The sequence below is a fragment of the Pseudarthrobacter oxydans genome (assembly GCF_013314975.1).
Lineage (GTDB): Bacteria > Actinomycetota > Actinomycetes > Actinomycetales > Micrococcaceae > Arthrobacter > Arthrobacter oxydans.
In genome coordinates this window covers 1-22,976 of sequence record NZ_JABTYH010000022.1, presented here as the reverse complement: position 1 = coordinate 22,976, position 22,976 = coordinate 1, and the positions used below count along the sequence as shown (strand labels likewise).

General features: G+C 67.2%; 18 protein-coding genes and 1 pseudogene. 13 read left to right on the top strand and 6 right to left on the bottom strand.

The annotated features are described in order from the left end of the window. Nucleotides 1-99: 99 nt before the first annotated feature. From HTS88_RS14425 to HTS88_RS14410, 4 genes are all read right to left on the bottom strand, one after another. Nucleotides 100-1,224, bottom strand: coding sequence for an adenylate/guanylate cyclase domain-containing protein (locus HTS88_RS14425; protein WP_174179525.1), 1,125 nt, complete (start codon nt 1,222-1,224; stop codon nt 100-102). Beyond that, nucleotides 1,214-1,813: a PH domain-containing protein gene (locus tag HTS88_RS14420; protein WP_174179523.1), complete on the bottom strand. Its 600-nt coding sequence runs from the start codon at nt 1,811-1,813 to the stop codon at nt 1,214-1,216. Before HTS88_RS14420 ends, HTS88_RS14425 begins: the two co-directional genes overlap by 11 nt. Beyond that, nucleotides 1,806-2,714, bottom strand: coding sequence for a biotin--[acetyl-CoA-carboxylase] ligase (locus HTS88_RS14415; protein WP_174179520.1), 909 nt, complete (start codon nt 2,712-2,714; stop codon nt 1,806-1,808). The genes HTS88_RS14420 and HTS88_RS14415 overlap by 8 nt, the downstream gene beginning before the upstream one ends. A 74-nt stretch (nt 2,715-2,788) precedes the next feature. Continuing rightward, entirely contained in the window at nt 2,789-3,676 is an 888-nt protein-coding gene (locus tag HTS88_RS14410) for an SDR family oxidoreductase (RefSeq protein ID WP_174179518.1), read from the bottom strand. A 223-nt stretch (nt 3,677-3,899) separates the two neighbouring features. Between HTS88_RS14410 and HTS88_RS14405 the strand changes: the two genes are divergently transcribed. The 4 genes from HTS88_RS14405 to HTS88_RS14390 all read left to right on the top strand — a co-directional run bounded on the left by HTS88_RS14405 (nt 3,900) and on the right by HTS88_RS14390 (nt 9,178). Then, entirely contained in the window at nt 3,900-5,483 is a 1,584-nt protein-coding gene (locus tag HTS88_RS14405) for an acyl-CoA carboxylase subunit beta (protein WP_174179516.1), read from the top strand. After that, the gene (locus HTS88_RS22010) at nt 5,480-5,713 is read left to right on the top strand and encodes an acyl-CoA carboxylase subunit epsilon (protein WP_174179514.1); all 234 of its coding nucleotides are present in this window, start codon (nt 5,480-5,482) and stop codon (nt 5,711-5,713) included. The genes HTS88_RS14405 and HTS88_RS22010 overlap by 4 nt, the downstream gene beginning before the upstream one ends. 69 nt (nt 5,714-5,782) lie before the next feature. Next, a complete protein-coding gene (locus tag HTS88_RS14395) occupies nt 5,783-7,465 on the top strand; it encodes a DUF885 family protein (protein ID WP_174179512.1) in 1,683 nt (560 codons plus the stop codon). 273 nt (nt 7,466-7,738) lie between these two features. Continuing rightward, entirely contained in the window at nt 7,739-9,178 is a 1,440-nt protein-coding gene (locus tag HTS88_RS14390) for a dicarboxylate/amino acid:cation symporter (RefSeq protein WP_174179510.1), read from the top strand. Nucleotides 9,179-9,298: 120 nt separating this feature from the next. On the opposite strand, the gene HTS88_RS14385 is transcribed toward HTS88_RS14390, so the two are convergent. After that, nucleotides 9,299-9,862, bottom strand: a complete 564-nt coding sequence (locus HTS88_RS14385) for a hypothetical protein (protein ID WP_174179508.1) — start codon at nt 9,860-9,862, stop codon at nt 9,299-9,301. Between the two features lie 163 nt (nt 9,863-10,025). Here HTS88_RS14385 and HTS88_RS14380 point away from each other — a divergent pair, with 163 nt between their 5' ends. The 6 genes from HTS88_RS14380 to HTS88_RS14355 all read left to right on the top strand — a co-directional run bounded on the left by HTS88_RS14380 (nt 10,026) and on the right by HTS88_RS14355 (nt 17,132). Further along, nucleotides 10,026-10,730, top strand: coding sequence for a TetR family transcriptional regulator (locus HTS88_RS14380; RefSeq protein WP_174179506.1), 705 nt, complete (start codon nt 10,026-10,028; stop codon nt 10,728-10,730). Between the two features lie 18 nt (nt 10,731-10,748). Then, nucleotides 10,749-13,289: an MMPL family transporter gene (locus HTS88_RS14375; protein WP_174179504.1), complete on the top strand. Its 2,541-nt coding sequence runs from the start codon at nt 10,749-10,751 to the stop codon at nt 13,287-13,289. Nucleotides 13,290-13,298: 9 nt separating this feature from the next. Further along, on the top strand, nt 13,299-13,943 hold the full coding sequence (locus HTS88_RS14370) for a Maf family nucleotide pyrophosphatase (RefSeq protein ID WP_174179502.1): 645 nt from the start codon (nt 13,299-13,301) through the stop codon (nt 13,941-13,943). Nucleotides 13,944-14,097: 154 nt separating this feature from the next. Next, a complete protein-coding gene (locus tag HTS88_RS14365) occupies nt 14,098-15,912 on the top strand; it encodes an acetyl/propionyl/methylcrotonyl-CoA carboxylase subunit alpha (RefSeq protein ID WP_174179500.1) in 1,815 nt (604 codons plus the stop codon). Nucleotides 15,913-15,927: 15 nt separating this feature from the next. Continuing rightward, nucleotides 15,928-16,365 carry a YybH family protein gene (locus HTS88_RS14360; protein ID WP_174179498.1) on the top strand — a complete coding sequence of 146 codons (438 nt, stop codon included), beginning with the start codon at nt 15,928-15,930 and terminating at the stop codon, nt 16,363-16,365. A gap of 35 nt (nt 16,366-16,400) precedes the next feature. Further along, nucleotides 16,401-17,132, top strand: a complete 732-nt coding sequence (locus tag HTS88_RS14355) for a glutamine amidotransferase (RefSeq protein WP_174179496.1) — start codon at nt 16,401-16,403, stop codon at nt 17,130-17,132. A 151-nt stretch (nt 17,133-17,283) separates the two neighbouring features. On the opposite strand, the gene HTS88_RS14350 is transcribed toward HTS88_RS14355, so the two are convergent. Further along, the gene (locus HTS88_RS14350) at nt 17,284-18,693 is read right to left on the bottom strand and encodes an MFS transporter (protein WP_174179494.1); all 1,410 of its coding nucleotides are present in this window, start codon (nt 18,691-18,693) and stop codon (nt 17,284-17,286) included. 277 nt (nt 18,694-18,970) lie between these two features. On the opposite strand from HTS88_RS14350, the gene HTS88_RS14345 reads away from it, so the two are divergent. From HTS88_RS14345 to HTS88_RS14335, 3 genes and pseudogenes are all read left to right on the top strand, one after another. Further along, nucleotides 18,971-20,443 carry an MFS transporter gene (locus HTS88_RS14345; RefSeq protein WP_174179492.1) on the top strand — a complete coding sequence of 491 codons (1,473 nt, stop codon included), beginning with the start codon at nt 18,971-18,973 and terminating at the stop codon, nt 20,441-20,443. Nucleotide 20,444: 1 nt separating this feature from the next. Then, entirely contained in the window at nt 20,445-22,664 is a 2,220-nt protein-coding gene (locus HTS88_RS14340) for a molybdopterin oxidoreductase family protein (RefSeq protein ID WP_174179490.1), read from the top strand. Continuing rightward, nucleotides 22,661-22,976, top strand: a pseudogene (locus HTS88_RS14335) (FAD-dependent oxidoreductase); the annotation flags it as partial. The gene HTS88_RS14340 and the pseudogene HTS88_RS14335, both read left to right, overlap by 4 nt.

Sequence of the window (22,976 nt, the reverse complement as noted above, 5' to 3'; positions counted from 1 at the left end):
GGTTGCCGTCCTTCGCCGCCGCACCGACTATACCGTGATTGACCAACAACTGGAGAAACTATTTTAGGGCTGGTCCCTCCACCTGAAGAATCAGGCGTCCTAGTCCAGCACAAGCCCCTTGCCAAGACCCCGCTCCAGGCGCACCGGCCGGATCTCGCCGAAACCCCGGACGTTTTCGGGCGGCTGGGGCTCCAGCACGAACCGTTCGTCGTGCTCCAGGGCCGAGGCCGTCATCGAGTCCACCAACACCGTCCCGGGGTCGGCCAGGGTGGTAAGCCGCGCCGCCAGGTTCACCGTGGGCCCGTAGATGTCACCAAGCCGGGACAGGATCCTTCCCCACACCATGGCTACCCGCGCTTCGGGAAGGATTTCATCCTCCGTGAAGGCCTGCGCCAGGGCAAGGGAGATCTCAGCGCCGGCAGCGGGGGTTTCCGCGATGTACAGGACCTCGTCCCCCACTGTTTTCACCAGCCTGCCGCCGCCGACGGAGATGATCTCCGCGCACTTGTTCTCGAAGCGCTGGACCAGGCGGGCGAGGGTTTTTTCATTCATGCGCCGGGACAGGCTGGTGTAGGAGACCAGGTCCGCGAAACCCACGGCGCGTGCCAGCGGCAGCGGCGCGTCGTCCTCATCGCCTTCCCGGCCTTCCTCACTGGCCTGGAGCCCCGCCTCCGCCCGGACGGCGAGCCGCTGCACGCCGGCATTGAGCTGGCGCCGCCAGGAGTACACCAGTATTTCTTCGAGGGCGTCCACCAGCGCGGGCAGTTCGTTGACCAGCCGCTTGCGCGCCACGGCATCCGTGACCCCCTGTTCGTGGACCATGTCCTCCACAAGGGCTTCGATCTGCCATACCACCATCCGGTCCGTCATCTGCCCGATGGAACGGGTGACAGAGATGGCGGCCTCCTCCGTCAGCTTGCCGGAGCGCACCAGGTCCACCACGGTGGAAAGTGCGGCCTGGTCCCGCTCGGTGAAGGCAACGTCCTCGTCGCCGAAGTTGGGAAAGCCCAGGGCGCGCCACAGCTTGCGGGCGGACAGCAGGGACAGCCCTGCGCCGGCTGCGACTTCACGACGGCGGAGCTTGCGTTCGCCCCCAAGGAGCCGGGCTTCCAGCGCCTTCATGGCGAGCCGTTCGGCTGACATGGTGCCCGTCGCGGGATGGGCGTCCATCGCGGACGGGGGCGTGATCGAGTCCACGCGTTCCTGCTGGTCCTCATCGTTCATCCCGTCCACCTTCTCTCAGTTCCCATGGCAATGCTCCGGCAGGGTAATCGAGCGCCCCGCCGGACTGGCCTTCGCGTTCGTCGGGCAGTTCCTCGAGGGCGTCAAGGATGAAGTCCCGGAACCTGGCAACCTCCGGCACATCCCGGAAAGTCACGACGCCCTGATACCCGGTTTCCAAGGATATATTCCCGGAGCGCAACAGGCGCTGAAGTACCGACTCGTGGACGGTCAGGTGGCGCACCGATGCCAGGTTCACCTGCTGGTCCTGCCGCCGCACCAGGCCGGACCTGGAGATGAGCCTCCGGCTGGTGAGCGTATACCGGGTGCCCTGCCATCGCAGCAGCCGGGGCAGGCAGTAACCCAGCCAGACGCCGGCCGCCGCCAGGATGCATCCTGCCACCAGCGCCGGCGTCCATCGTGCCTCCAGGCCGGGGATGACCCTCAACGCTTCCCCGCGGACCACCCACGCCGAAGCAAAGGCGGCAAGTGCCGGTGAGAGTATGAAGGCTGCGGCTGCCCCCGCCAGCTTCCTCGGCTGCGGGCGGGTGGTGACAATCACCTGCTCGCCCGGGACGAGGTCTTTACGCATATCCGCCCTGGCCGGAAGCATCCGGGGAGGTCCACGGACGCAGGTGCACCACGTCGCCGGCAGTCACAACGTGCTCACGGGAATCCCGGTCAACCACCAGCAGTGAGCCGTACTCGTCGAGCCGGGATGCGTGGCCGATGATTTCGTGGTCGCCGGGGAGCTGCGCCCGCACCTGCTTGCCCAGCGTCGTCATGACGGCCTCCACGCGCTTGTGCAGCGACGGGCCGCCGGCCAGGCCCGCCGCGGGATCGCCGTCGGCATTGCAGAAGCTGCGGTAAAGAACGGCAAAGTGCGACAGATAGCTCTTCAGCAACTCGGTCCGGTCCGCTGTCCGCGGCGCCTCCAGGACCACGGACGTGGCGGTGGGCACGGGGAGCTCCTCCTCCCGGAGGGTGACGTTCAAGCCGGTTCCAAGGATGACGGGCGGCACCGAGCCGTCCACCATGGGACCCAGCTGGGCCAGGATTCCGGCAATCTTTTTTCCGCGCACCAGGACGTCGTTGGGCCACTTCAGCTCCGCGGGGAGGCCGGCCGTCTCCAGCAGGGTTTCGCGCAGCGCCAGGGCTCCGATGAGCGACAGCCAGGAATAGCTTTGGGTGGGGAGCGGCCTGCCTTCCGCGTTCGCGGGCCTCAGGACTAACGAAACGGAGACGGAACTCAGGGGCGGCGCCTCCCAGTGCCTGTCCAGGCGTCCCCGGGCCGCCGTCTGGTATTCGGCCGTCAGCACCGACATGTCCGGCCACGCCGAGGGCTCCACGGTCACCGACCGGAGCAGGTCCGCGTTGGTGGACCCGGTGGAGTCCACCACCTCGAGCCGTGCGATGCCGGTGGCGGACAGGAAGTCCTGGTCCGCGAGGTCGCTCCGGTTCAGCGGCGTACCGGGGGCATGTGCGTCATCCATACCTAAACTCTACCGACCCGGCCCGGCCCCGGCTGCCCGCAGCCGGGGCACCTGCGGGACCGGCGGAGGGCCGGCTACAGGAAAATATCCGGCACCAGGCGGTCTTCCGGAGCCCCCAGGCTGTACGGCCGGAAATCAGTGACTCCAGCAGCTGTGAGCACTGCCTCGTCCGTGTAGAAATTCCCGCTGGGCCGGCTGCCGCTTTCCACGTTGCTGCCGGTGAGCACGGCGTGGGCCGCGTCCGCCATGATCTCCGGGCCGCGCGCTGCCTGGGCAATGCTCTCCCCGTGGGGCATGTTCCTGATGGCCGCCGTATCAATCAGGGTGCACGGCCACAGCGAATTCACCCGGATACCGTCCGCCTTCAGTTCCTCGGCGAGTCCAAGGGTTGTCAGGCTCATGCCGTACTTGGCCATGGTGTAGGCAAGGTGTTTTCCCGCCCAGTGGGGATCGAGGTTCAGGGGAGGCGAAAGCGTGAGGATGTGGGCACTGTCCGATGACCGCAGCGCAGGCAGCGCCAGCTTGGACAGCAGGAACGTCCCGCGGACATTGATGTCCTGCATGAGGTCGTACTTTTTCATGTCCACGTCGTCGGTGCGGGAGAGGTCGATGGCGGACGCATTGTTGATCACGGCATCGATCCCGCCAAAAGTCTCCACCGCAGAGGAGACGGCGCGGGCCACGTCGTCATCGTTCCGGACATCCCCCACCAGGGGCAGCGCCTGTCCGCCGGCGTCTTCGATCTCCCGGGCGGCGGAATAGACGGTCCCGGCAAGCTTGGGATGCGGCTCCCCGGTCTTGGCCATCAGGACGATATTGGCGCCGTCCCGGGCCGCACGGAGGGCAATCGCCAGGCCGATGCCGCGGCTTCCGCCGGAGATCACGAGGGTCCGTCCGTGGAGGGAGGCGGCGGCCCGGTAGGGGCCTGCGGGGGCGTGCAAAGCATCATTGCTCGAAGTCATGGCACCACTCTAACCCAGCTAAGTTACTGACGAGTAACATGACATTGCTGGTGATCGCGGCGCAGAAAATTGTAGGTTCCCTACAGCTGCGGCGGCCGGAAGCGTCACTAGACTTGCCAGCAGGGTTCGTCTTTTGTGTGGAAGCTACTTAAAACCCTGCACAACTGCCGGCCAGCAAACTCAGCACCACAGAATCAATCTGCTACAGAGCCGGAGACACTTGATGAGCCACGATCTGACAACGACAGCGGGAAAGATCGCCGATTTCCGCGACCGCCAGGCGCGTGCCGAACAGCCCTCCGGCCCCGAAGCCATCGAAAAGCAGCACGCCCGCGGCAAGAACACCGCCCGGGAGCGCATCGGCCTCCTGCTGGATGAGGACTCGTTCGTGGAGTTCGATGCCCTGGCAGTGCACCGATCCACAGCGTTCGGCATGGAGAAGAAGAAGCCGCTGGGCGACGGCCTGGTTTCCGGCTACGGCACCGTGGACGGCCGCCTGGTGGCCGTCTACAGCCAGGATTTTTCCGTCTACGGCGGCTCGCTCAGCCAGGTCAATGGCGAAAAAATTGTCAAGGTGCAGGAGTTTGCGCTGCGCAACGGCTGCCCCGTCGTCGGCATCCTTGACGGCGGCGGAGCCCGTATCCAGGAAGGCGTGGCCTCCCTGGCGATGTTCGCGGACATCTTCCGCAACAACGTCCACGCCTCCGGCGTCGTCCCGCAGATCTCCCTGATCATGGGCCCCTCGGCCGGCGGGGCCGCCTACTCCCCTGCCCTCACCGACTACGTGGTGATGGTGGACAAGACCTCCCACATGTTCATTACCGGCCCGGACGTCATCAAGACGGTGACCGGCGAGGACGTTGACATGGAAACCCTCGGCGGCGCCCGGCAGCACAACGCCACCACGGGAACGTCCACCTACCTTGCCTCCGACGAAGGGGACGCCATCGAGTTCGTCCGCGAACTGCTGGACTTCCTGCCGTCCAACAACCTGTCCGAGGCACCCGTCCTGGAGCACACCCAGGAACTGGAACTCGACGACGACGACCTCGCCCTGGATGCGCTCATCCCCGACTCCGCCAACCAGCCTTATGACATGCGCACGGTGGTTGAGCAGATCGTGGACGACGGCCACTTCCTGGAAATGCAGTCCCTGTACGCGCCAAACGTCATGATCGGGTACGGCCGGGTGGAAGGCCATACGGTGGGCATCGTTGCCAACCAGCCCCTGCAGTTCGCCGGCACCCTGGACATCGCGGCGTCGGAAAAGGCCGCCCGGTTCGTCCGGCACTGCGACGCGTTCAACATTCCCATCATTACCCTGGTGGACGTGCCCGGCTTCCTTCCCGGCAAGGACCAGGAATTCCAGGGCATCATCCGCCGCGGAGCCAAACTCCTGTACGCCTACGCCGAGGCCACCGTGCCCAAGCTCACCGTAATCACCCGCAAGGCCTACGGCGGCGCCTACATCGTGATGGGCTCCAAAAAACTCGGCGCAGACCTGAACCTGGCCTGGCCCACCGCCCAGATCGGCGTCATGGGCGCCCAGGGCGCCGTCAACATCCTGTACCGCCGCGACCTCGCCGCGGTGGCGGAGGCCGGCGGCGACGTCGAGGCACGGCGCGCCGAAGTGATCCGGCAGTACGAGGAGGAGCTCCTCAACCCCTACCAGGCGGCGGAACTCGGGTACGTTGACGCCGTCATCGCCCCCTCCGAAACCCGGCTGCAGATCATCAGGGGCCTGCGCGCCCTGCGCGACAAGCGCGCCAGCCTCCCCACCAAGAAGCATGGGAACATTCCGCTGTGACCACCGAGCCTGCTGGCGACAACAACGCACCCGCCACGCCCCTCCTCTCAGTGGTGAAAGGGCAGCCGACAGCCGAGGAGCTGGCGGCGCTGACCGCCGTCGTGCTTTCCTTGGGCGGCGTCCAGAACACCGGGACGGACAAGCCGCCGGTCCGGCACTGGGTCCGCCGCCAGCAGCTGAGACTGGACCCCACCCCGGGTCCCGGCGCGTGGAAGCGGAGCCGCGGCTAGCGGGGCCTGCCGCACGCTCCGGCGGCGTGGGCCTGTCCGGAAGAGCCGCAGCGCCGTTAGTCTCTGAGGGTGACTACAGACACCTCTCCTGCCGCCCGCCCGCATACCCGCATCGACGCCGTCGCAGATGACTACACCGACACCCTCATCAGGCTCAACCCGTCCTTCGCCACTACCCTCGGCGTCCCCGGGCACGAAACCGAATACCAGGACTTCTCCCCCGCCGGCATTGCCGAATTTGCAGAGGCCGCGCGCAAGGCACTGACCGACCTCGAAGGCCTCGAGCCGGAGGACGATGTTGACGCCGTGACGCTCGACGCCATGCAGGAGCGGCTGGGCCTGCAGCTGCTGATCCACGCCTCGGGCTGGGATTACGCCGACCTGAACAACATCGCCTCCCCGGCCCAGGACATCCGCGCCATCTTCGACCTCATGCCGACGGAGACCGTGGAGGACTGGCAGCACATTGCCGGCCGCGCGTCCAACGTTCCCGCAGCCATCGCCGGCTACACCGAATCCCTGCGCCAGGCGAAGGACGCCGGCCGGGTCGCCGCGGTGCGCCAGGTCAGGATCGTCATTGAGCAGGTCACAAAGTACGCCGCCGGGGACGGCTTCTTTGCGAAGCTCGCGGCAGGGGCAGCCACGGCCGCCGGGCCGCTGCCCGCCGCCGTCCAGGAAGAGCTCGACGCCGGCGCTGCCGCCGCCCGGGCAGCGTACGCCGGGCTGGCCGAGTTCCTCCGCGCGGAGCTGCTGCCCGCCGCGCCCCAGAAGGACGCCGTGGGCAGGGCGCGCTACGCCCTCGCCTCCCGCTCGTTCCTTGGCGCGACGGTTGACCTGGAAGAGACCTACGCCTGGGGCGTGGAGGAACTGGACAGGCTCATCGCACGGCAGGAACAGGTGGCGGACACCATCAAGGCGGGCGCCACCATCGCCGAGGCCAAGGAGATCCTGGACAACGACCCCGCGCGCCAGCTGAAAGGAAAGGAGGCGCTGAGGGAATGGATGCAGGAGCTTTCAGACAAAGCCGTGGCCGAACTCGCCGGCGTCCACTTCGACATCCCGGACGTCATGAAGAAGCTGGAATGCCTGATCGCGCCCACCGACGAAGGGGGCATCTACTACACCGGCCCCTCGGATGACTTCAGCCGCCCCGGCCGCATGTGGTGGTCCGTCCCCGCCGGCGAGGACACCTTCACCACCTGGGCCGAAACCACCACCGTCTACCACGAGGGCGTTCCGGGCCACCACCTCCAGGTGGCCACCGCCACCTACCGCCGCGAACTGCTGAACAAATGGCGGCGCAACGTCTGCTGGACCTCCGGCCACGGCGAAGGCTGGGCGCTGTACGCGGAAAACCTCATGCAGGAACTGGGCTACCTCAACGATCCCGGCGACCACATGGGCATGCTGGACATGCAACGGATGCGGGCCGCCCGCGTGGTGTTCGACATCGGCGTCCACCTTGAGCTGGAAGTCCCCGGGCGCTGGGGCTCTGGCACCTGGACCCCGGACAAGGGCTATGAGTTCCTGAAGGAGAACCTGCCCATCAGCGAAGGACAGCTCAACTTCGAGTTCACGCGCTACCTGGGCTGGCCGGGCCAGGCACCGTCCTACAAAGTGGGCCAGCGGCTCTGGGAACAGATCCGCGCGGAACTCGAGGCACGCCCCGGGTTTGACCTCAAGGAGTTCCACACAAGGGCACTCAACATCGGCTCAGTCGGGCTCGACACGCTCAGGCGGGCGCTGCTCTGAGTTCCACTGAATGGGCCCACGCCGGCAGGGTTCCCTGGCCGAGCTTGCGAGGCTAGGGAGCCGGTGGGGAGCAAGCTGCCGGAAGGCACCCACGTCGGGCCTTTTGCCCCTGCAACAGAGAGACATTAACCACAGCAGGGCCGGGAATACTTAACATAGGGGGCTGAAACCCTTGTCCTCACAGGGATTTTTGGCTTCAGTGGAAACATGGGGAGCGTAATATTTCTCAATGTTCGTTCGCCGTGGTATGCGAATGGCCCTTAGCGTATTCGGGTGAGCACTCAGACAAGCACCCCTCCCCCCGCAGGAAAGACCGGCTTCCAGCTGCCCAAATGGGCTGGCTCGTTCGGCTTCCAGATCATCGCCGCCCTCATCGTCGGGCTCGGCCTCGGCCTGCTGGCCAAGTACACCGGCAGCACCAAAGCCAGCCCCAATGCCCTTGGCGCCACGCTGCAGACCATCGGCTCAAGCTACGTGTCGCTGCTGCAGACCGCCGTCGTACCCCTGATCTTCACCGCGGTGGTCAGCTCCATCTCGAACCTGCGCCAGGTGTCCAACGCCGCCAAGCTCGCCTGGAACACCCTGCTGTGGTTTGCCATCACGTCCCTGATCGCCGTGCTGATCGGCATCGGCCTGGGTGTCCTGCTGCAGCCCGGTGCCAACACCGGCATCTCAGAGGAAGCCAAGTACTCCGGCAAGTCCGGTGACTGGTGGGCCTTCCTGGTGGGCCTGTTCCCCAAGAACTTCCTGGGACTCGGCGCCAGCTCCACCGTTGCCGAATCCGGCGCGGTCACCACCTCCGTCAGCTTCAACGTGCTCCAGATCCTCGTGATCGCCATCGCCGTCGGTGTTGCCGCACTCAAGGTAGGCAAGGCTGCCGAGCCCTTCCTGAACCTGAACGCTTCGGCGCTGGCCGTCATCCAGAAGGTGCTGTGGTGGATCATCCGGATCGCCCCGCTGGGCACTGTGGGCCTCATCGGCAACGCCGTTGCCGTCTACGGCTGGGACACCATCGGTTCCCTGGGCAAGTTCACCTTCGCCATCTACGTTGGCCTGGCCCTGGTCATCTTCGCGGTGTACCCCATCCTGGTCCGAGCCCATGGCCTCTCGGTCAAGCAGTACTTCTCGGGCGTGTGGCCCGCCGTCCAGCTGGCCTTCGTCTCCCGCTCCTCCGTGGGCACCCTGCCGCTGACCCAGCGCGTCACCGAGCGCAGCCTGGGCGTCCCCCGCGCCTACGCCTCCTTCGCCGTGCCGCTGGGAGCCACCACCAAGATGGACGGCTGCGCCGCAATCTACCCCGCGATCTCAGCCATCTTCGTGGCCCAGTTCTTCGGAATCCAGCTGGACTTCACCCAGTACCTGCTGATCGCCCTGGTTTCCGTGCTTGGTTCCGCCGCCACGGCCGGCACCACCGGCGCCGTGGTGATGCTTACGCTGACGCTGTCCACGCTGGGACTGCCGCTGGCCGGCGTCGGACTGCTCCTGGCCATTGACCCGATCCTGGACATGGGCCGCACCGCGGTCAACGTGGCCGGCCAGGCCCTGGTTCCCACCATCGTGGCCAAGCGCCAGGGCATCCTGGACGAGCACCTGTACAACGCGCCCCGCAACGGCACACCGTTTGTCGACGACAGCTTCGACGCTGACGCCGCTCCCCAGGACGGCACCACCACGGACACCGCTCCGCGCCACCTTGAGGATGCGAAGGCCTAAAGGCCCCTGCTCACCCACCACAAAGAAGTCCCCGGGAACCCAACGGTTCCCGGGGACTTCTTTCTGTGTGAAGCGCCATCTCTGTGCAAGGCGCTGCCCGGCAGGAGGCCAGGCGTGCGGTCAGTGCCCGCCGCCGCCGATCACGCCGTTCTCCACCGCCTTGGTGACGGCGTCCGCCTCCGCCTGCGTCAGCTTCCCGTCCGCGACCGCCTGGTCCAGCCGGGTCTTGAGACCCGCCGCCTTTTCTGCCTGCCGCTCGCTGCGGAGCTCCTCCAGCGCCGCGGTGACCTTGGATTCCTCGATGCCAAGCGATTCAGCCAGCGACTTCGCAAGGGCGGCCTCGCGGGTGGCTGCATCAGGCTTCTCCCCCTCCGCCGGAGGACCGGCAGGCTTGTTGGCATCGCGGAAGGCCTGCAGGGCCTCCGTCACCTTTGCTTCCTCAACACCCAGCTTCTCCGCCAGCGCGGACGCCTGGGCAATTCCCCGCTCACCGCCCCGGCCGCCGTGCTTGCCCATGCCGCCGGGCATGGTGCTGGTGCTGCCGTCGGCCGATGCGCTCGCGCTCGCGCTCGGAGTGGGAGCCGGTGTTGTGGTGGCGGAGGCCATGCCGGCAACGCCGATTCCGGCTCCAAGGGCCAGCGCCGTAGCTGACAGGCCGAGGGTCATTTTCTTTGTGCGTGACATTTCTTGTCTCCTGGTACTGCCGTCCGGGACGGCTGCTGATCTTTAGTCCTTCTCGGGACACTTCCAGCATCGGCAAGCAACTCATGGAAGAGCTGTCCGGAACCTTTCATTCTGCTGTGAAAGTAAGTTGCCCAGAGTGCAAACTTGCACGTAGTGTAAAAGGGTGACAATTTCCGCAGACCCCACACCCTCGGAAGCCGCCGCGCAGGCGCCTGCGCCGCCTTCCCGGCGGGAGTTGAACAAAGCCGCCACCCGCCAGGCCATCACTGACGCCGCTCTGGCCCTCCTGCGCAGCAAGGGGCCAGGGAACTTCACCGTCGAGGACATCGCAGACGCCGCCGGAATTTCACGCCGGACCTTCTTCAACTACTTCGGCAGTACCGATGCCGCGCTGGCCTCTGTCACCCACGGCTTCCTGGACAACGCCATCCAGCAGTTCAGGCTCCGGCCCGCGGACGAACCCGTCCTCCAGTCCGCCCAAGAGGCACTCATGGCGCTTGCGGACCCGATGACGGTGGCCCCGCTGGCAGAACTGTTCACACTGACCCAGCAGAGCAGCCTGATGTCCCATTCCGAACTGGAAGCCTGGGACCACTGCCGGGAACAGATCACCGCCGTGGCCCGCGACCGTGCGTCCGCCACTCCCGGCGCAGCGGACGAGCTCTACCTCCGCGCCCTCGCGGGGTCGGTGATTTCCTGCGGCAAGGCCGCCATGGAGGTCTGGTTTTTCCGCCGCGGCGCCGACCTCTCACCGGCATCCCTCGCGGAGCTCAGGCAGCTCCTGATCGATGCCATGGCCCTGCTCGGTTCCGGTTTCACCATCGGCGGCACGCCCGCCCCCTCATCCTCAGCCTCCCGTTCCTCCTGATCAGATCGGTCACCTCATATGGCACTGTTCCTTTACCGCCTGGGCAAGTTCTCCTACCGCCGGCGCTGGCTGGTCATTTCCCTCTGGCTTGCCGCACTGCTGGCCGTGGGCGGTGCCGCCGCAGCGTTCCACGGAACACTGTCCAACAACTTCCAGATTCCCGGCACCGAAACGCAGCGGATCGCGGACAAGCTGAAGGAAGAGCTTCCCTCGGCATCCGGAGGCACGGCCACCATCGTTTTTGAGGCGCCCGACGGCGGCTTTACCGCCGAGAGCCGGACCGCCGTCACGGATGCGCTCAGGAAGCTTGAGACCGTGCCGGACGTCCGCGGCACCGTGGATCCCTTCGCCACGCAGGCCCAGGTGGACCAGGCAGGGCAGGCCATCACCGACGGCGAGCAGCAGCTTGCCGCGGGCCAGGCCCAGCTGGACGCCTCCCAAGCCCAGCTCGAAGCCGGCCAGGCGCAGCTGGCCGCAGCAGAGCAGCAGCTTTCCGCAGCCGGCGCACCTGCCACACTCATCGAGGCCCAGCTCGGCCAGCAAAAGGCGGCACTGGCCGAGGGCCAGGCCAGGCTCGAGGCAGGCGCCCGGGAGCTGGAAACCAGCAAGGCAAAGCTCGAACTCGGCAAGCGCCAGGCAGAAGCGTCCTCGGCCATTCGGTTCGTGTCCGAAGACGGCCGCGCCGCCGTGGCCCAAATCCAGTTCAACACCTCCATCAACGGCCTGAGCCCCGAGGTCCGCCAGCAGGTCCAGGACATCGCCCACGAGACGTCCGGCGCAGGCGTCACCGCCTACGCCAGCAAGGAAATCACCGAGGACATCTCCGAACTTTTCGGCGCCGCTGAGATCATCGGCATTGCGGTGGCAGCCCTGGTCCTGATCCTGATGCTGGGCACGCTTGTCGCCGCCGGACTGCCGCTGCTGATGGCCGTGGTGGGCGTCGGCGTGGGGGTCGGCATCACGTTCGCCCTGTCCGGCCTCTTCGACATGAGCTCCATCTCTCCCATGCTGGCCCTCATGCTGGGCCTGGCCGTGGGCATCGATTACTCCCTGTTCATCGTGAACCGCCACCGGACGCAGCTCCTTGCCGGGATGGATCCGGAGGAATCCGTGGCGCGGGCCACCGGCACCTCGGGCAACGCCGTGGTTTTCGCCGGCCTGACCGTGATCATCGCCCTCGCCGCACTGGTGGTGCCGGGCCTGCCGTTCCTCACCGTCATGGGCCTGGCCGCGGCCGGCACCGTTGCCGTGGCCGTCCTGGTGGCCATCACCCTGACGCCCGCGATGCTGTCCCTGATCGGCCGGCGCATTATCTCCCGGCGGGCCTGGGCCAAAGCCGATGCCCACAACGCGGAGCCCGGCCACGAAGCAGCCGATGAGGCCAGGGACCGCGAGCGCAGCACCCGTGGCTGGGGCGGCCTGGTCACCCGGCACCCCATCCTGGCCCTCCTGGCCGGCGTGCTCCTCCTGGGCACCCTCGCGCTGCCGGCCACCCAGCTGCAGCTCGCACTGCCTGATGGCGGCTCCGAACCCGTGGACTCCGAGGCCTACCAGGCGTATGACCTCACGGCCCGCAGCTTCGGCGAGGGCGTCACCGGCCCCATCGTCGCCGTGGGCGAGTTCCCGGCCGGCCTCGATGAAGCCCAGGCACAGACCCTGCAATACGACGTCGCCGACCAGCTCCGCGCCGTGGACAACGTGGTGGCCGCTGTGCCGGTTGCCCTCAGCGAGGACCGCCGGACCGCCGTCTTCCAGGTCATCCCCGAGGAAGGCCCGGCCAGCGCCAGCACCGTCAACGTGGTGTCCGAACTCCGCGGCCTCAATGACGACATCCAGTCCGAGCACGGTGTGGCGATGGGCCTGACAGGCCAGACGGCCGGCAACATCGACGTCTCCACCAAGCTGGGTGACGCCCTGCCGCCCTACCTGGCGATCGTCGTCGGGCTTTCCCTGATCCTGCTGCTGCTGGTCTTCCGCTCCATCGTGGTGCCGCTGCTGGCCACGGGCGGTTTCCTCCTCTCGCTCGCCGCAGCCTTCGGCGCCGTGGTGGCCGTCTACCAGTGGGGCTGGCTCGGCGGCGTGTTTGACGTCGCCAACCCCGGCGCCGTGCTGAGCTTCCTGCCCATCATCCTGATCGGTGTGCTGTTCGGCCTGGCCATGGACTACCAGGTGTTCATCGCCTCGGGCATGCGGGAGGCGTACATGCACGGTTCCACCGCCAAGGAAGCCGTCCGGGTGGGCTTCCGCCACGCGGCCGCTGTGGTGACCGCCGCCGCGATCATCATGGTCAGCGTGTTCGCGGGCTTCATCTTCAGCCACCTCACCATGGTCCGGCCGCTGGGCTTCGCGATGGCGTTCGGTGTACTCCTGGACGCCTTCGTGGTGCGCATGACCATCGTTCCGGCCGTGATGTACCTGCTGGGTGAAAAGTCCTGGTGGCTGCCCCGGTGGCTGGACCGGATCCTGCCCGACGTGGACGTGGAGGGCGCCAAGCTCAACCGGCCCGAAGCGGCACCGGTTCCCGGGGAACTGGTCCACCAGGCCGGGCCGGTCAATTAGGCTGGATTTGTGGTCCGCCTGATTCTTGCATCCCAGTCCCCCGCCCGCACCAAGCTCCTGGCCGAGGCCGGCATCCGGCACTCCATCCTGGTGTCCGACGTGGACGAGGACACCGTCCAGGCCAGCTACGGCGTCACCGATCCGCACGACACCGCCCTGCTGCTGGCCCGGGCCAAGGCCGAGGCAGTGGCGGCGCTGCCGGAAGCTGAGGGCGCGCTGGTCCTGGGCTGCGACTCTGTGTTCGAGTTCGACGGCGAGGCGCACGGCAAGCCGTACACCTCCGAGATCGCCCGCGAGCGCATGCTGCGGATGAGCGGCAACACAGGGGTGCTGCATACGGGCCATTGGCTGGTGGACTGCCGGGACACACATTCCGACGACGACGGCGAAGGTATGGGCACCGGCGCCACCCTCGGGACGGTGGCCTCGGCCGAGGTCAGCTTCCTGGAGATGGACCCGGCAGAAATCGACGCCTACATCGCCACGGGCGAACCGCTGCACTGTGCCGGATCCTTCACCATTGACGGCCTGGGCGGGGCATTCATCCGGAAGGTCGACGGCGACCCGCACACCGTCGTCGGACTTTCCGTCTCCACCCTCCGCAGCCTCCTTGCCGCCGCGAACGTGCGCATCACCGACCTCTGGCGCGGCTGACGGCACCTGCAGCGCCGGCGCCAAAAGCACCGTAAACGGCAGGGTCTTGTAGCTTCCCTACAAAGCTTGGCCCGTTTACACGCGGATTCCGCAAGTAATATCGGCGGAACCCTCAAAACCGCGCTAGGCTCCCTGAAGGAAAGAAGGAGACGCCTTGTCAGCAAATTTGGAGCAGTCCGCAGGAACCACGCAGTCGACCCTCACAAAGGTGCTGATCGCCAACCGCGGTGAGATCGCCGTCCGCATCATCCGGGCCGCCCGCGACGAAGGCATCGCCTCAGTGGCTGTCTACGCGGACCCGGACCGCGACGCCCTGCACGTCCGCCTCGCTGACGAGGCCTACGCCCTGGGCGGCAACACCGCCGCCGAGTCCTACCTGGTCATGGACAAAATCATCGACGCCGCCCGCCAGTCCGGCGCCGACGCCATCCACCCCGGCTACGGCTTCCTTGCCGAAAATGCCGAGTTTGCCGCCAAGGTGATCGCCGCCGGCATCACCTGGATCGGCCCCTCCCCCGAAGCCATTTCCGCCCTGGGCGACAAGGTCCAGGCCCGCCACATCGCGGAAAAGGTCGGCGCCCCGCAGGTCCCCGGCACCGCTGACCCGGTGGAATCCGCCGAGGAGATCCTCGAGTTCGTGGACCGGCACGGACTGCCGGTGGCCATCAAGGCTGCGTTTGGCGGTGGCGGACGCGGCATCAAGGTTGCCCGCACCCGCGAGGAAATCCCCGAACTGTTTGAATCCGCCGTGCGCGAGGCCACCGCCGCGTTCGGCCGCGGCGAGTGCTTCATCGAGCGCTTCCTGGACGCTCCCCGGCACGTCGAGACCCAGTGCCTGGCGGACGCCCACGGCAACGTCGTGGTGGTCTCCACCCGCGACTGCTCGCTCCAGCGCCGCAACCAGAAGCTCGTCGAAGAAGCCCCGGCACCCTTCCTCACCGAGGAGCAGAACCGCCGGCTCTACGAGTCTTCCAAGGCAATCCTCAAGGAGGCAGGCTACCTGGGTGCCGGCACCTGCGAATTCCTGGTGGGACAGGACGGCACCATCTCCTTCCTGGAAGTGAACACCCGCCTCCAGGTGGAGCACTGCGTGTCCGAGGAAGTCACCGGCATCGACCTGGTGCGCGAGCAGTTCCGGCTGGCCCGCGGCGAAGAGCTCGGCTACGGCGACCCGGAGGTGCGCGGGCACTCCTTCGAGTTCCGCATCACCGGCGAGGACCCGGGCCGCAACTTCATGCCGGCGCCGGGCACCGTGCGCGTGCTGAAGAACCCCACCGGCCCCGGAGTCCGCATCGACTCCGGCATCGAGCAGGGTGATGAGATCAGCGGCAACTTCGACTCCATGCTCTCCAAGCTGATCGTCACCGGAGCCAACCGCCCCCAGGCCCTGCAGCGTGCCCGCCGCGCGCTTGAGGAAATGGTGGTGGAGGGCATCCCCACGGTTATCCCGTTCGACCTCGCGGTGGTGTCCGATCCCGCATTCGCCCCGGCCGAGGGCCCGTTCACGGTCCACACCCGGTGGATCGAAACAGAATTCGTCAACAACCTTCCTGCCTGGACCCCCGACGGGCCCGCCGACGCGGACGGCGCAGCCGACGACCGCCAGCGCGTGGTGGTGGAAGTGGGCGGCAAGCGCCTGGAAGTGGTCCTGCCCGCATCCCTGGGTGCCCTCGGAACCGGCGGGTCGGCAGCAGCGAAGCCGGCAAAGTCGAAGAAGCGCTCCCGCTCCGGCGGTCCTGCAGCGGCCACCGGCAATGCCCTGACCTCCCCCATGCAGGGAACCATCGTCAAGGTGGCTGTTGCCAACGGCGACGTCGTCTCCGAAGGAGACCTGGTGGTGGTCCTCGAGGCGATGAAGATGGAGCAGCCCCTGACGGCGCACCGCTCCGGAATCGTCATCGGGCTGGAGGCGTCCTCCGGTGAGACAGTGTCTGCCGGCGCCATCATCGCCATGATCGAAGACCAGTAAGCGCCGGAGGCACCCATGCTCGCACCCAGTTTCCAGGAAGAAGTGGGCCGGTACCACCTGGCCGTCCCCGAGATTACCCGGGGCAATCCCGAGCCCGTCAAGGAGCTCTATTCCCGGCTGGACGACGTCACGCTGGCCAACCCCTTTGGCGGGATCGCCCGCGGCTGGGCGCAGGTGGAGGCGAGGCTGGACCAGGCTGCCCGGCAGTTCCAGGACGGCCGGATGCTGGGGTTCGACACCGTCACGTCCTACACCGCACGGGACACCGCCTACCTGGTGGAGACCGAACACTTCCAGGCCCGCCTGGACGGTGCGGCTGTTGCCGAGGAGTTCGCCCTCCGGGTGACCAGCATCTTCCGGCGCGAGGAAGGCTACTGGAAGCTCGTGCACCGGCATGCCGACCCTGCCGCGCGCCCGCAGTCGCGCCGCTCCCTCACCCAGCCTCCGGCCTAGCTGACAGCTCCGGCCCAAACCGGCACACTTAGCAGATGCTGCCTTTCCTGCTCCTGGCCTCCCGGGCCGAGGACGCCGCCGCCGACGACGAATACGACGCCTACCTGCGCTATGGCGGCCTGGAAGAGCGGGAACTGCGCCGCGTCAGGCTCGAGGCTGCACCGCTGCCGGACCTGGACCTCGCGGACTACTCGGGGGTCATTGTTGGCGGAAGCCCCTTCACCTCCAGCGATCCGCCGGAAGGGAAATCAGCCGTCCAGCACCGGGTGGAACGTGAGCTGTCCGGGCTGCTGGACAGGCTGGTGGCCCGGGATTTCCCGTTCCTGGGCGCTTGCTACGGCGTGGGCACGCTCGGCACGCACCAGGGCGCCGTCATCGACAGGACCTATGGTGAACCGCTGGGCGGAGTGGAGATAGAACTCACGGACGCGGGACTCGAGGACCCTGTCCTGAAGGGTATGCCGCGCTCCTTTACCGCCTTCACCGGCCACAAGGAGGCCTGCACCGCCCTGCCGGCGCACGCCGTGCTGCTTGCGCGCTCCGCGGCCTGCCCGGTGCACATGTTCCGCATCCGGACGAATCTCTACGCCACGCAGTTCCACCCCGAACTGGACGTAGACGGGCTCATCACCCGCATCGACATCTACCGCAACGCCGGCTACTTCCCGCCCGAATCGGCTGAGGACCTGATGGAGAACGCCCGGCAGTTCACCGTCACCGAACCCATGAAGGTGCTCCGGAACTTCGTGGACCGCTACGCCCGGTGACACCCCGCACGGCCCCGAAGCGCCGCCGTCGTGCGTTCCCGCCCACTTCCTCCGGCCCCGGACGCGAAAGTGCCCGGCGCACTCCCCTGTTGACGGGGAACGCACCGGGCACCGCAGCCACGAACCGGGCTGGAACGTACGGTCCGTATCCCTAGGCCACGTTGTTCTCGTAGTCCAGGTCGCGGGTTTCCTTGCTCACGAACAGGGCAATGAGCGTCAGCACGGCCATGGAGGTCAGGTAGACGCCCACCAGCACGGGACTGCCGTCCGCGAGTTCCCACAGCGCGACGGCGATGAACGGGGCCACCGCTGCGCCCAGGATGCTGGAGAAGTTATAGCTCACTGCGGACCCCGTGTACCGGACGTTGGTGGGGAACAATTCGGGCAGCAGGGCGCCCATGGGTCCGAACGTCAGGCCCATCAGGGAGAAACCGATCACCAGCAGCGCCATGGTGCCAACAAATCCGCCGCTGAACAGCGGGACGAACAGCAGGCCGAAGACGAAGATTCCGCCGGTAACGGCCAGGAGCATCTTGCGGCGGCCGTACTTCTCGGCCAGCGGCCCGGACACGAGGGTGAAGATGCCGAAGAAGACGACGCCGGCAATCAGCATCCACAGGAAGTCGTTGCGGGTGTAGCCCAGTCCGGGGACGAACGCCGCGGCGGCCGCTTCCGACATCGGCTTTCCGGCCTTTTCAGCCGCGGCCCTGGCAGCGTCCAGCGTGGCGGGACGGGTGCCGTAGGTGAGGGTGAAGGTGGTCATCAGATAGAAGAGCACATATGTGGCGAGCATGATGAACGTGCCCAGGATGAGCTGGCGCCAGCTGGTCTTGAACACCCGGCCCAGCGGCAGCTTGGCCACTTCGTTGGACTCGATCACCTTGGTGAAGGCAGGAGTTTCGATCAGCTTCAGGCGGACGTACAGTCCGATGATCACCATGACGGCGCTGAGCAGGAACGGCACGCGCCAGCCCCAGGCCTGGAAGTCAGCCGGCGAGAGCGCGTAGCTGAACACCAGGAAGATGACGTTGGCGATGATGAAGCCGATGGGCGCACCCAGCTGCGGGAAGGTTCCGTAGATGGCGCGCTTGTTGGCCGGGGCATTCTCCGTGGCCAGCAGCGCGGCGCCGCTCCATTCACCACCCAGGGCCAGGCCCTGGGCGAAACGCATGACCACCAGCAGGGCCGGAGCCCAGAACTCCCAGCCCGGAACCAGTGCGGTGGGCAGGCAGCCGATCAGGAAGGTCGCAATACCCATGGTCAGGAGGGATGCCACCAGGGTGCCCTTACGGCCGAATTTGTCGCCGAAGTGCCCAAAGACGATCGAGCCGAGGGGGCGGGCAATGAAGGCCACGCCGAACACGGCGAACGAGCTCAGGAGCTGGGTGGTTTCGTTCTGGTTGGGGAAGAACAGCTGCGGGAAAACCAGCACTGCGGCGGTGGCGTAGACGTAGAAGTCGTAAAACTCGACCGTGGTGCCGATCAGGCTGGCGACGATCACGCGTCCGCGTGAGTTCACCGGCTGGGACCCGGACACCGTGGAGGTATGGGTGGATGACATAGGTAAACGCTTTCGTGAGGACCGGCCGGACCCGGGGTAAAGGAACGGCTCGAAATAGTCAGAGTTCAATATTAGTTCCCTCCGTCCAGTCAATGGACGAAAGGTCCAGCATGCGGACCTGTGTGGTGTGTCTCATTTTGTGGTCCCCGCCGTCCGCCTCACACCCGGCAAGGCCCGCCGATAGGCAAATGTCACAGCGCGTTAACACACGGCGTCCGTCCGTGAAACGCGGCTTCCCTACCTTGGAGGAACAACATCCCCCAGAAGGAGGTACCCCGTGACTGTTGACCGCACCGCCGATGCCGGCACCGGAAGTTCCGTTGATCTCGAAGATTCCGCCTTGCCCGGAACCGCCGCATCCGCCAGCGCACAGCCCGGCCCTACCCGCACCACAGACTCCCCCGCCCTTGAATTCCGCCCCGGCCGCTGGATCGCCAACTGGGATGCCGAGAACAAGGAGCAGTGGGAAACTGCAGGCCGCTCCATTGCACGCCGCAACCTGAACTGGTCAATCTTCGCCGAATTCCTCGGCTTTGTCGTATGGCAGCTCTGGTCCATCGTGGTGGTCCAGCTCCCCGCAGCCGGCTTCACCTTCTCCACCTCCGAAATATTCTGGCTGATCTCCATGCCGAGCCTCGTGGGTGCCACCCTGCGCATCCCGTACACCTTCATGGTTCCCCGCTTCGGCGGCCGCAACTGGACCATCGTGTCCGCCCTGCTGCTCCTGATCCCCTCCATCGGCCTGGCCCTGTGTGTCTCCAACCCGGAAACCCCGTTCGGCGTCATGCTCCTGGTGGCCGCCCTGGCAGGCTTCGGCGGCGGCAACTTCGCCAGCTCCATGGCCAACATCACCTTCTTCTACCCCGCCCGCGAAAAGGGCTGGGCCCTGGGCCTGAACGCCGCCGGCGGCAACATGGGTGCCGCCGTGGCACAGCTGGCCGTCCCGATTGCCATCACCCTCCTCGCCGTCGGCACGGTCAACCTGCCCCTGGCCGGCTGGATGTGGGTCCCGTTCATCCTGATCGCCGCCTTCGGTGCCTGGAAGTACATGGACAACCTCACCAGTGCCAAGGGTGACGTGGCAGGCTCCATCGCAGCGCTGAAGGAACCGCACCTGTGGATCATGGCGCTGCTCTACATCGGCACGTTCGGCTCGTTCATCGGATTCGCCGGTGTCTTCCCCAAACTGATCAAGGACTACTTCCCGGCTTTCTCCTCCATCGGAGTGGGCACTGTGGCACTGTCGCTGGCCTTCCTCGGCCCGCTGGTGGGCTCCCTGGCCCGCCCGTACGGCGGACGCATGGCTGACCGGATGGGCGGTGCCCGCATGACTGTGGCGGCCTTCGCCTCCATGGCCGTCATCACCCTCACCATGATCTGGACCCTTCCGCTGAAGAACTTCTGGCTCTTCCTGGCCCTCTTCCTGATGCTCTTCACCGCCAGCGGCTTCGGAAACGGTGCCACCTATCGGATGATCCCCATCATCTTTGCCACCAACAGCCGCGCTGCCCGGAACGGCGCCAGCTCGGTGGCCACCCAGCGCCTCGCCTCCTCCGCCCTGGGCCTCATCTCCGCTATCGGCGCCTACGGCGGGTTCGTGATCCCGCAGGTGCTGAACGCCTCCAACTCGGCCAGCGGCTCGTACACCCCCGCGTTCTACGGCTTCGTCGGGGCGTACGTCCTGATGCTGGTTGTGTGCTGGTCCTGCTACATCCGCAACGCCAACCGAAATGCGATGGGACACGTCTAACATGACCAAAAGCGCCGACACGCACTGCCCTTACTGCGCCCTGCAGTGCGCCATGACGCTCACGTCTCCCACGGCACTGGCCCCGGCTTCCCAGCCGGGGTCAGTCCCCGTGCCGGGAACTGCCGCCCCCGGAATCCCCTTGGCGGCACCCCTCGAAGTCAGCGGCCGGGATTTCCCCACCAACCGCGGCGGCCTGTGCCGCAAGGGCTGGACCTCCGCCAGCCTCCTGAACCACCCCGGACGGATCACGGAGCCGCTCCTGAAAGGCGCTGACGGCGTCCACCGGCCCATCAGCTGGGACCAGGCCCTGGACCTCGCCGTGTCCGCTGTGAAGGACGCCCGCGCCCGGTACGGCGCCGACGCCGTCGGCGTGTTCGGCGGTGGCGGCCTCACCAACGAAAAGGCCTACATGCTGGGGAAGTTCGCCCGGCTCGCCCTGGGCACCTCCCGCATCGACTACAACGGCCGGTTCTGCATGTCCTCGGCCGCGGCGGCCGGGATGCGCGCTTTCGGCGTTGACCGCGGGCTCCCCTTCCCCCTCGAAGCGCTGGACACCGCCAGCACCATCCTGATGCTCGGCTCCAACGTCGCCGAAACCATGCCGCCGTTCGTGCAGCATCTCAAGGGAACGCGCGACGCCGGCGGGCTGATCGTGGTGGATCCGCGCCGTTCCGCCACTGCCGCGTTCACGGCCGACGGCGGCGGCCTCCACCTCCAGCCCCTGCCGGGCACCGACCTTACCCTTCTCCTGGGCATCTCCCACGTGGTCATCCACGAGAACCTGGTGGACAGCGCGTACCTGGCTGGGCGCACGTCCGGCTACAGTGCCGTAGCCCGCAGCGTCAACTCCTTCTGGCCCGAACGGGTGCAGTCCCTCACCGGCGTCCCGGCTGAACTGATCCGCGAAACGGCCCGCCGGCTGGCCCGGGGCGCACGCGACGGCGGGAGCTATATCCTCACCGGCCGCGGTGTGGAGCAGCACGTGGACGGCACCGACACCGCCACGGCCGCGATCAACCTGAGCCTCCTGCTGGGCCTGCCCGGATCGGCCCGGAGCGGCTACGGGACCCTCACCGGCCAGGGCAACGGCCAGGGCGGACGCGAGCACGGCCAGAAGGCCGACCAGCTCCCCGGCTACCGCAAGATCACCGACCCCGCCGCCCGCGCCCACGTGGCCAAGGTCTGGGGCGTGGAGGAGGACCTCATTCCCGGCCCGGGCCTGCCCGCCGTGCAGCTGCTGAAGTCGCTGGGCAAGCCCGACGGCGTCCGCTGCCTTCTTGTCCACGCCTCCAACATCGCCGTGGCCTCCCCCGACGCCAACGCCGTGATCGCGGGGCTCCGGAGCCTGGACTTCCTGATGGTCTGCGACTTCTTTATGTCTGAGACGGCCGCTGAGGCCGACCTCATCCTTCCCGTCCTCCAGTGGGCGGAGGAAGAGGGCACCCTGACGAACCTCGAAGGCCGCGTGCTGCGCCGCCGCCGGGCCCTCACTCCGCCGGCCGGCGCCCGCAGTGAACTGTGGATCATGGCGCGGCTGGCCGAAGCCCTTGACGCCCCTTCCACCTACAGCGAGGACCCCGAAACCGTGTTCGAGGAACTCCGCCTTGCCTCTGCCGGCGGACTGGCGGACTACTCCGGGATCGACTACGGCATGCTGGACCGCGGCGAAGCCGCCTACTGGCCCTACCCCGCCGGCAGCCAGGGAACACCGCGGCTGTTCCAGGACCGGTTCGCGCACCCGGACGGCAAAGCCGTGATGACCCCGGTGACGCCGCGCCGCCGTCGTGCTCCTGCTGCGCCCCCTGCAGGGGCCGGCACCGCAGCGACAACCATGACCCTCATTACCGGCCGCCTCCTGGAGCACTACCAGTCCGGCGCGCAGACCCGGCGGGTGTCGGAGCTGCTGGCGGCGCAGCCGGAAGCGAAGGTGCAGATCCATCCGGCGGCTGCGGCGTCGATGGGCATCACCGAGGGGTCGCTCGTGTCCGTTGCCAATGAGCGCGGCGAGGTGCAGTGCCGGGCCCAGCTCAGCACCGCCATCCGTCCCGAAACCGTCTTCCTGCCGTTCCACTTCCCCGAACTCGAGAGTGCGAACCGCCTCACGGAAGCGGCCACGGACCCCGTCTCCGGGATGCCGGAGTTCAAGTTCAACACCGTGTGGGTCCGGCCCGTAGCCGCGTCCCTTTCCACCAACGTGCTTCAAACGACGGAGGCCTCATGAGCGAGCAGATTGTCATTGTGGGATTCGGCCCGGTGGCGGCCCGGCTGGTTGACGAACTCCTGCCTGCCGTCCGCAGCGGCAAGGTGGGCCTGACGGTGGTGGGCGAGGAAGCTGAAGCCGCCTACAACCGCGTGCTCGTGGCCGATCTCGGCGTGGGCAGGACCACCGTCGAGGCCCTGGCCCTCTCAGACGCCGCGGAGCTGACTGCCCAGGGCGCCGACATCCGCCTGGGCGTCCGGGTGAAGCGTGTGGACCGCGCCCGGCAGCAGGTCCTCCTGTCCGACGGCGGTGCCGTCCACTACGACCGGCTGG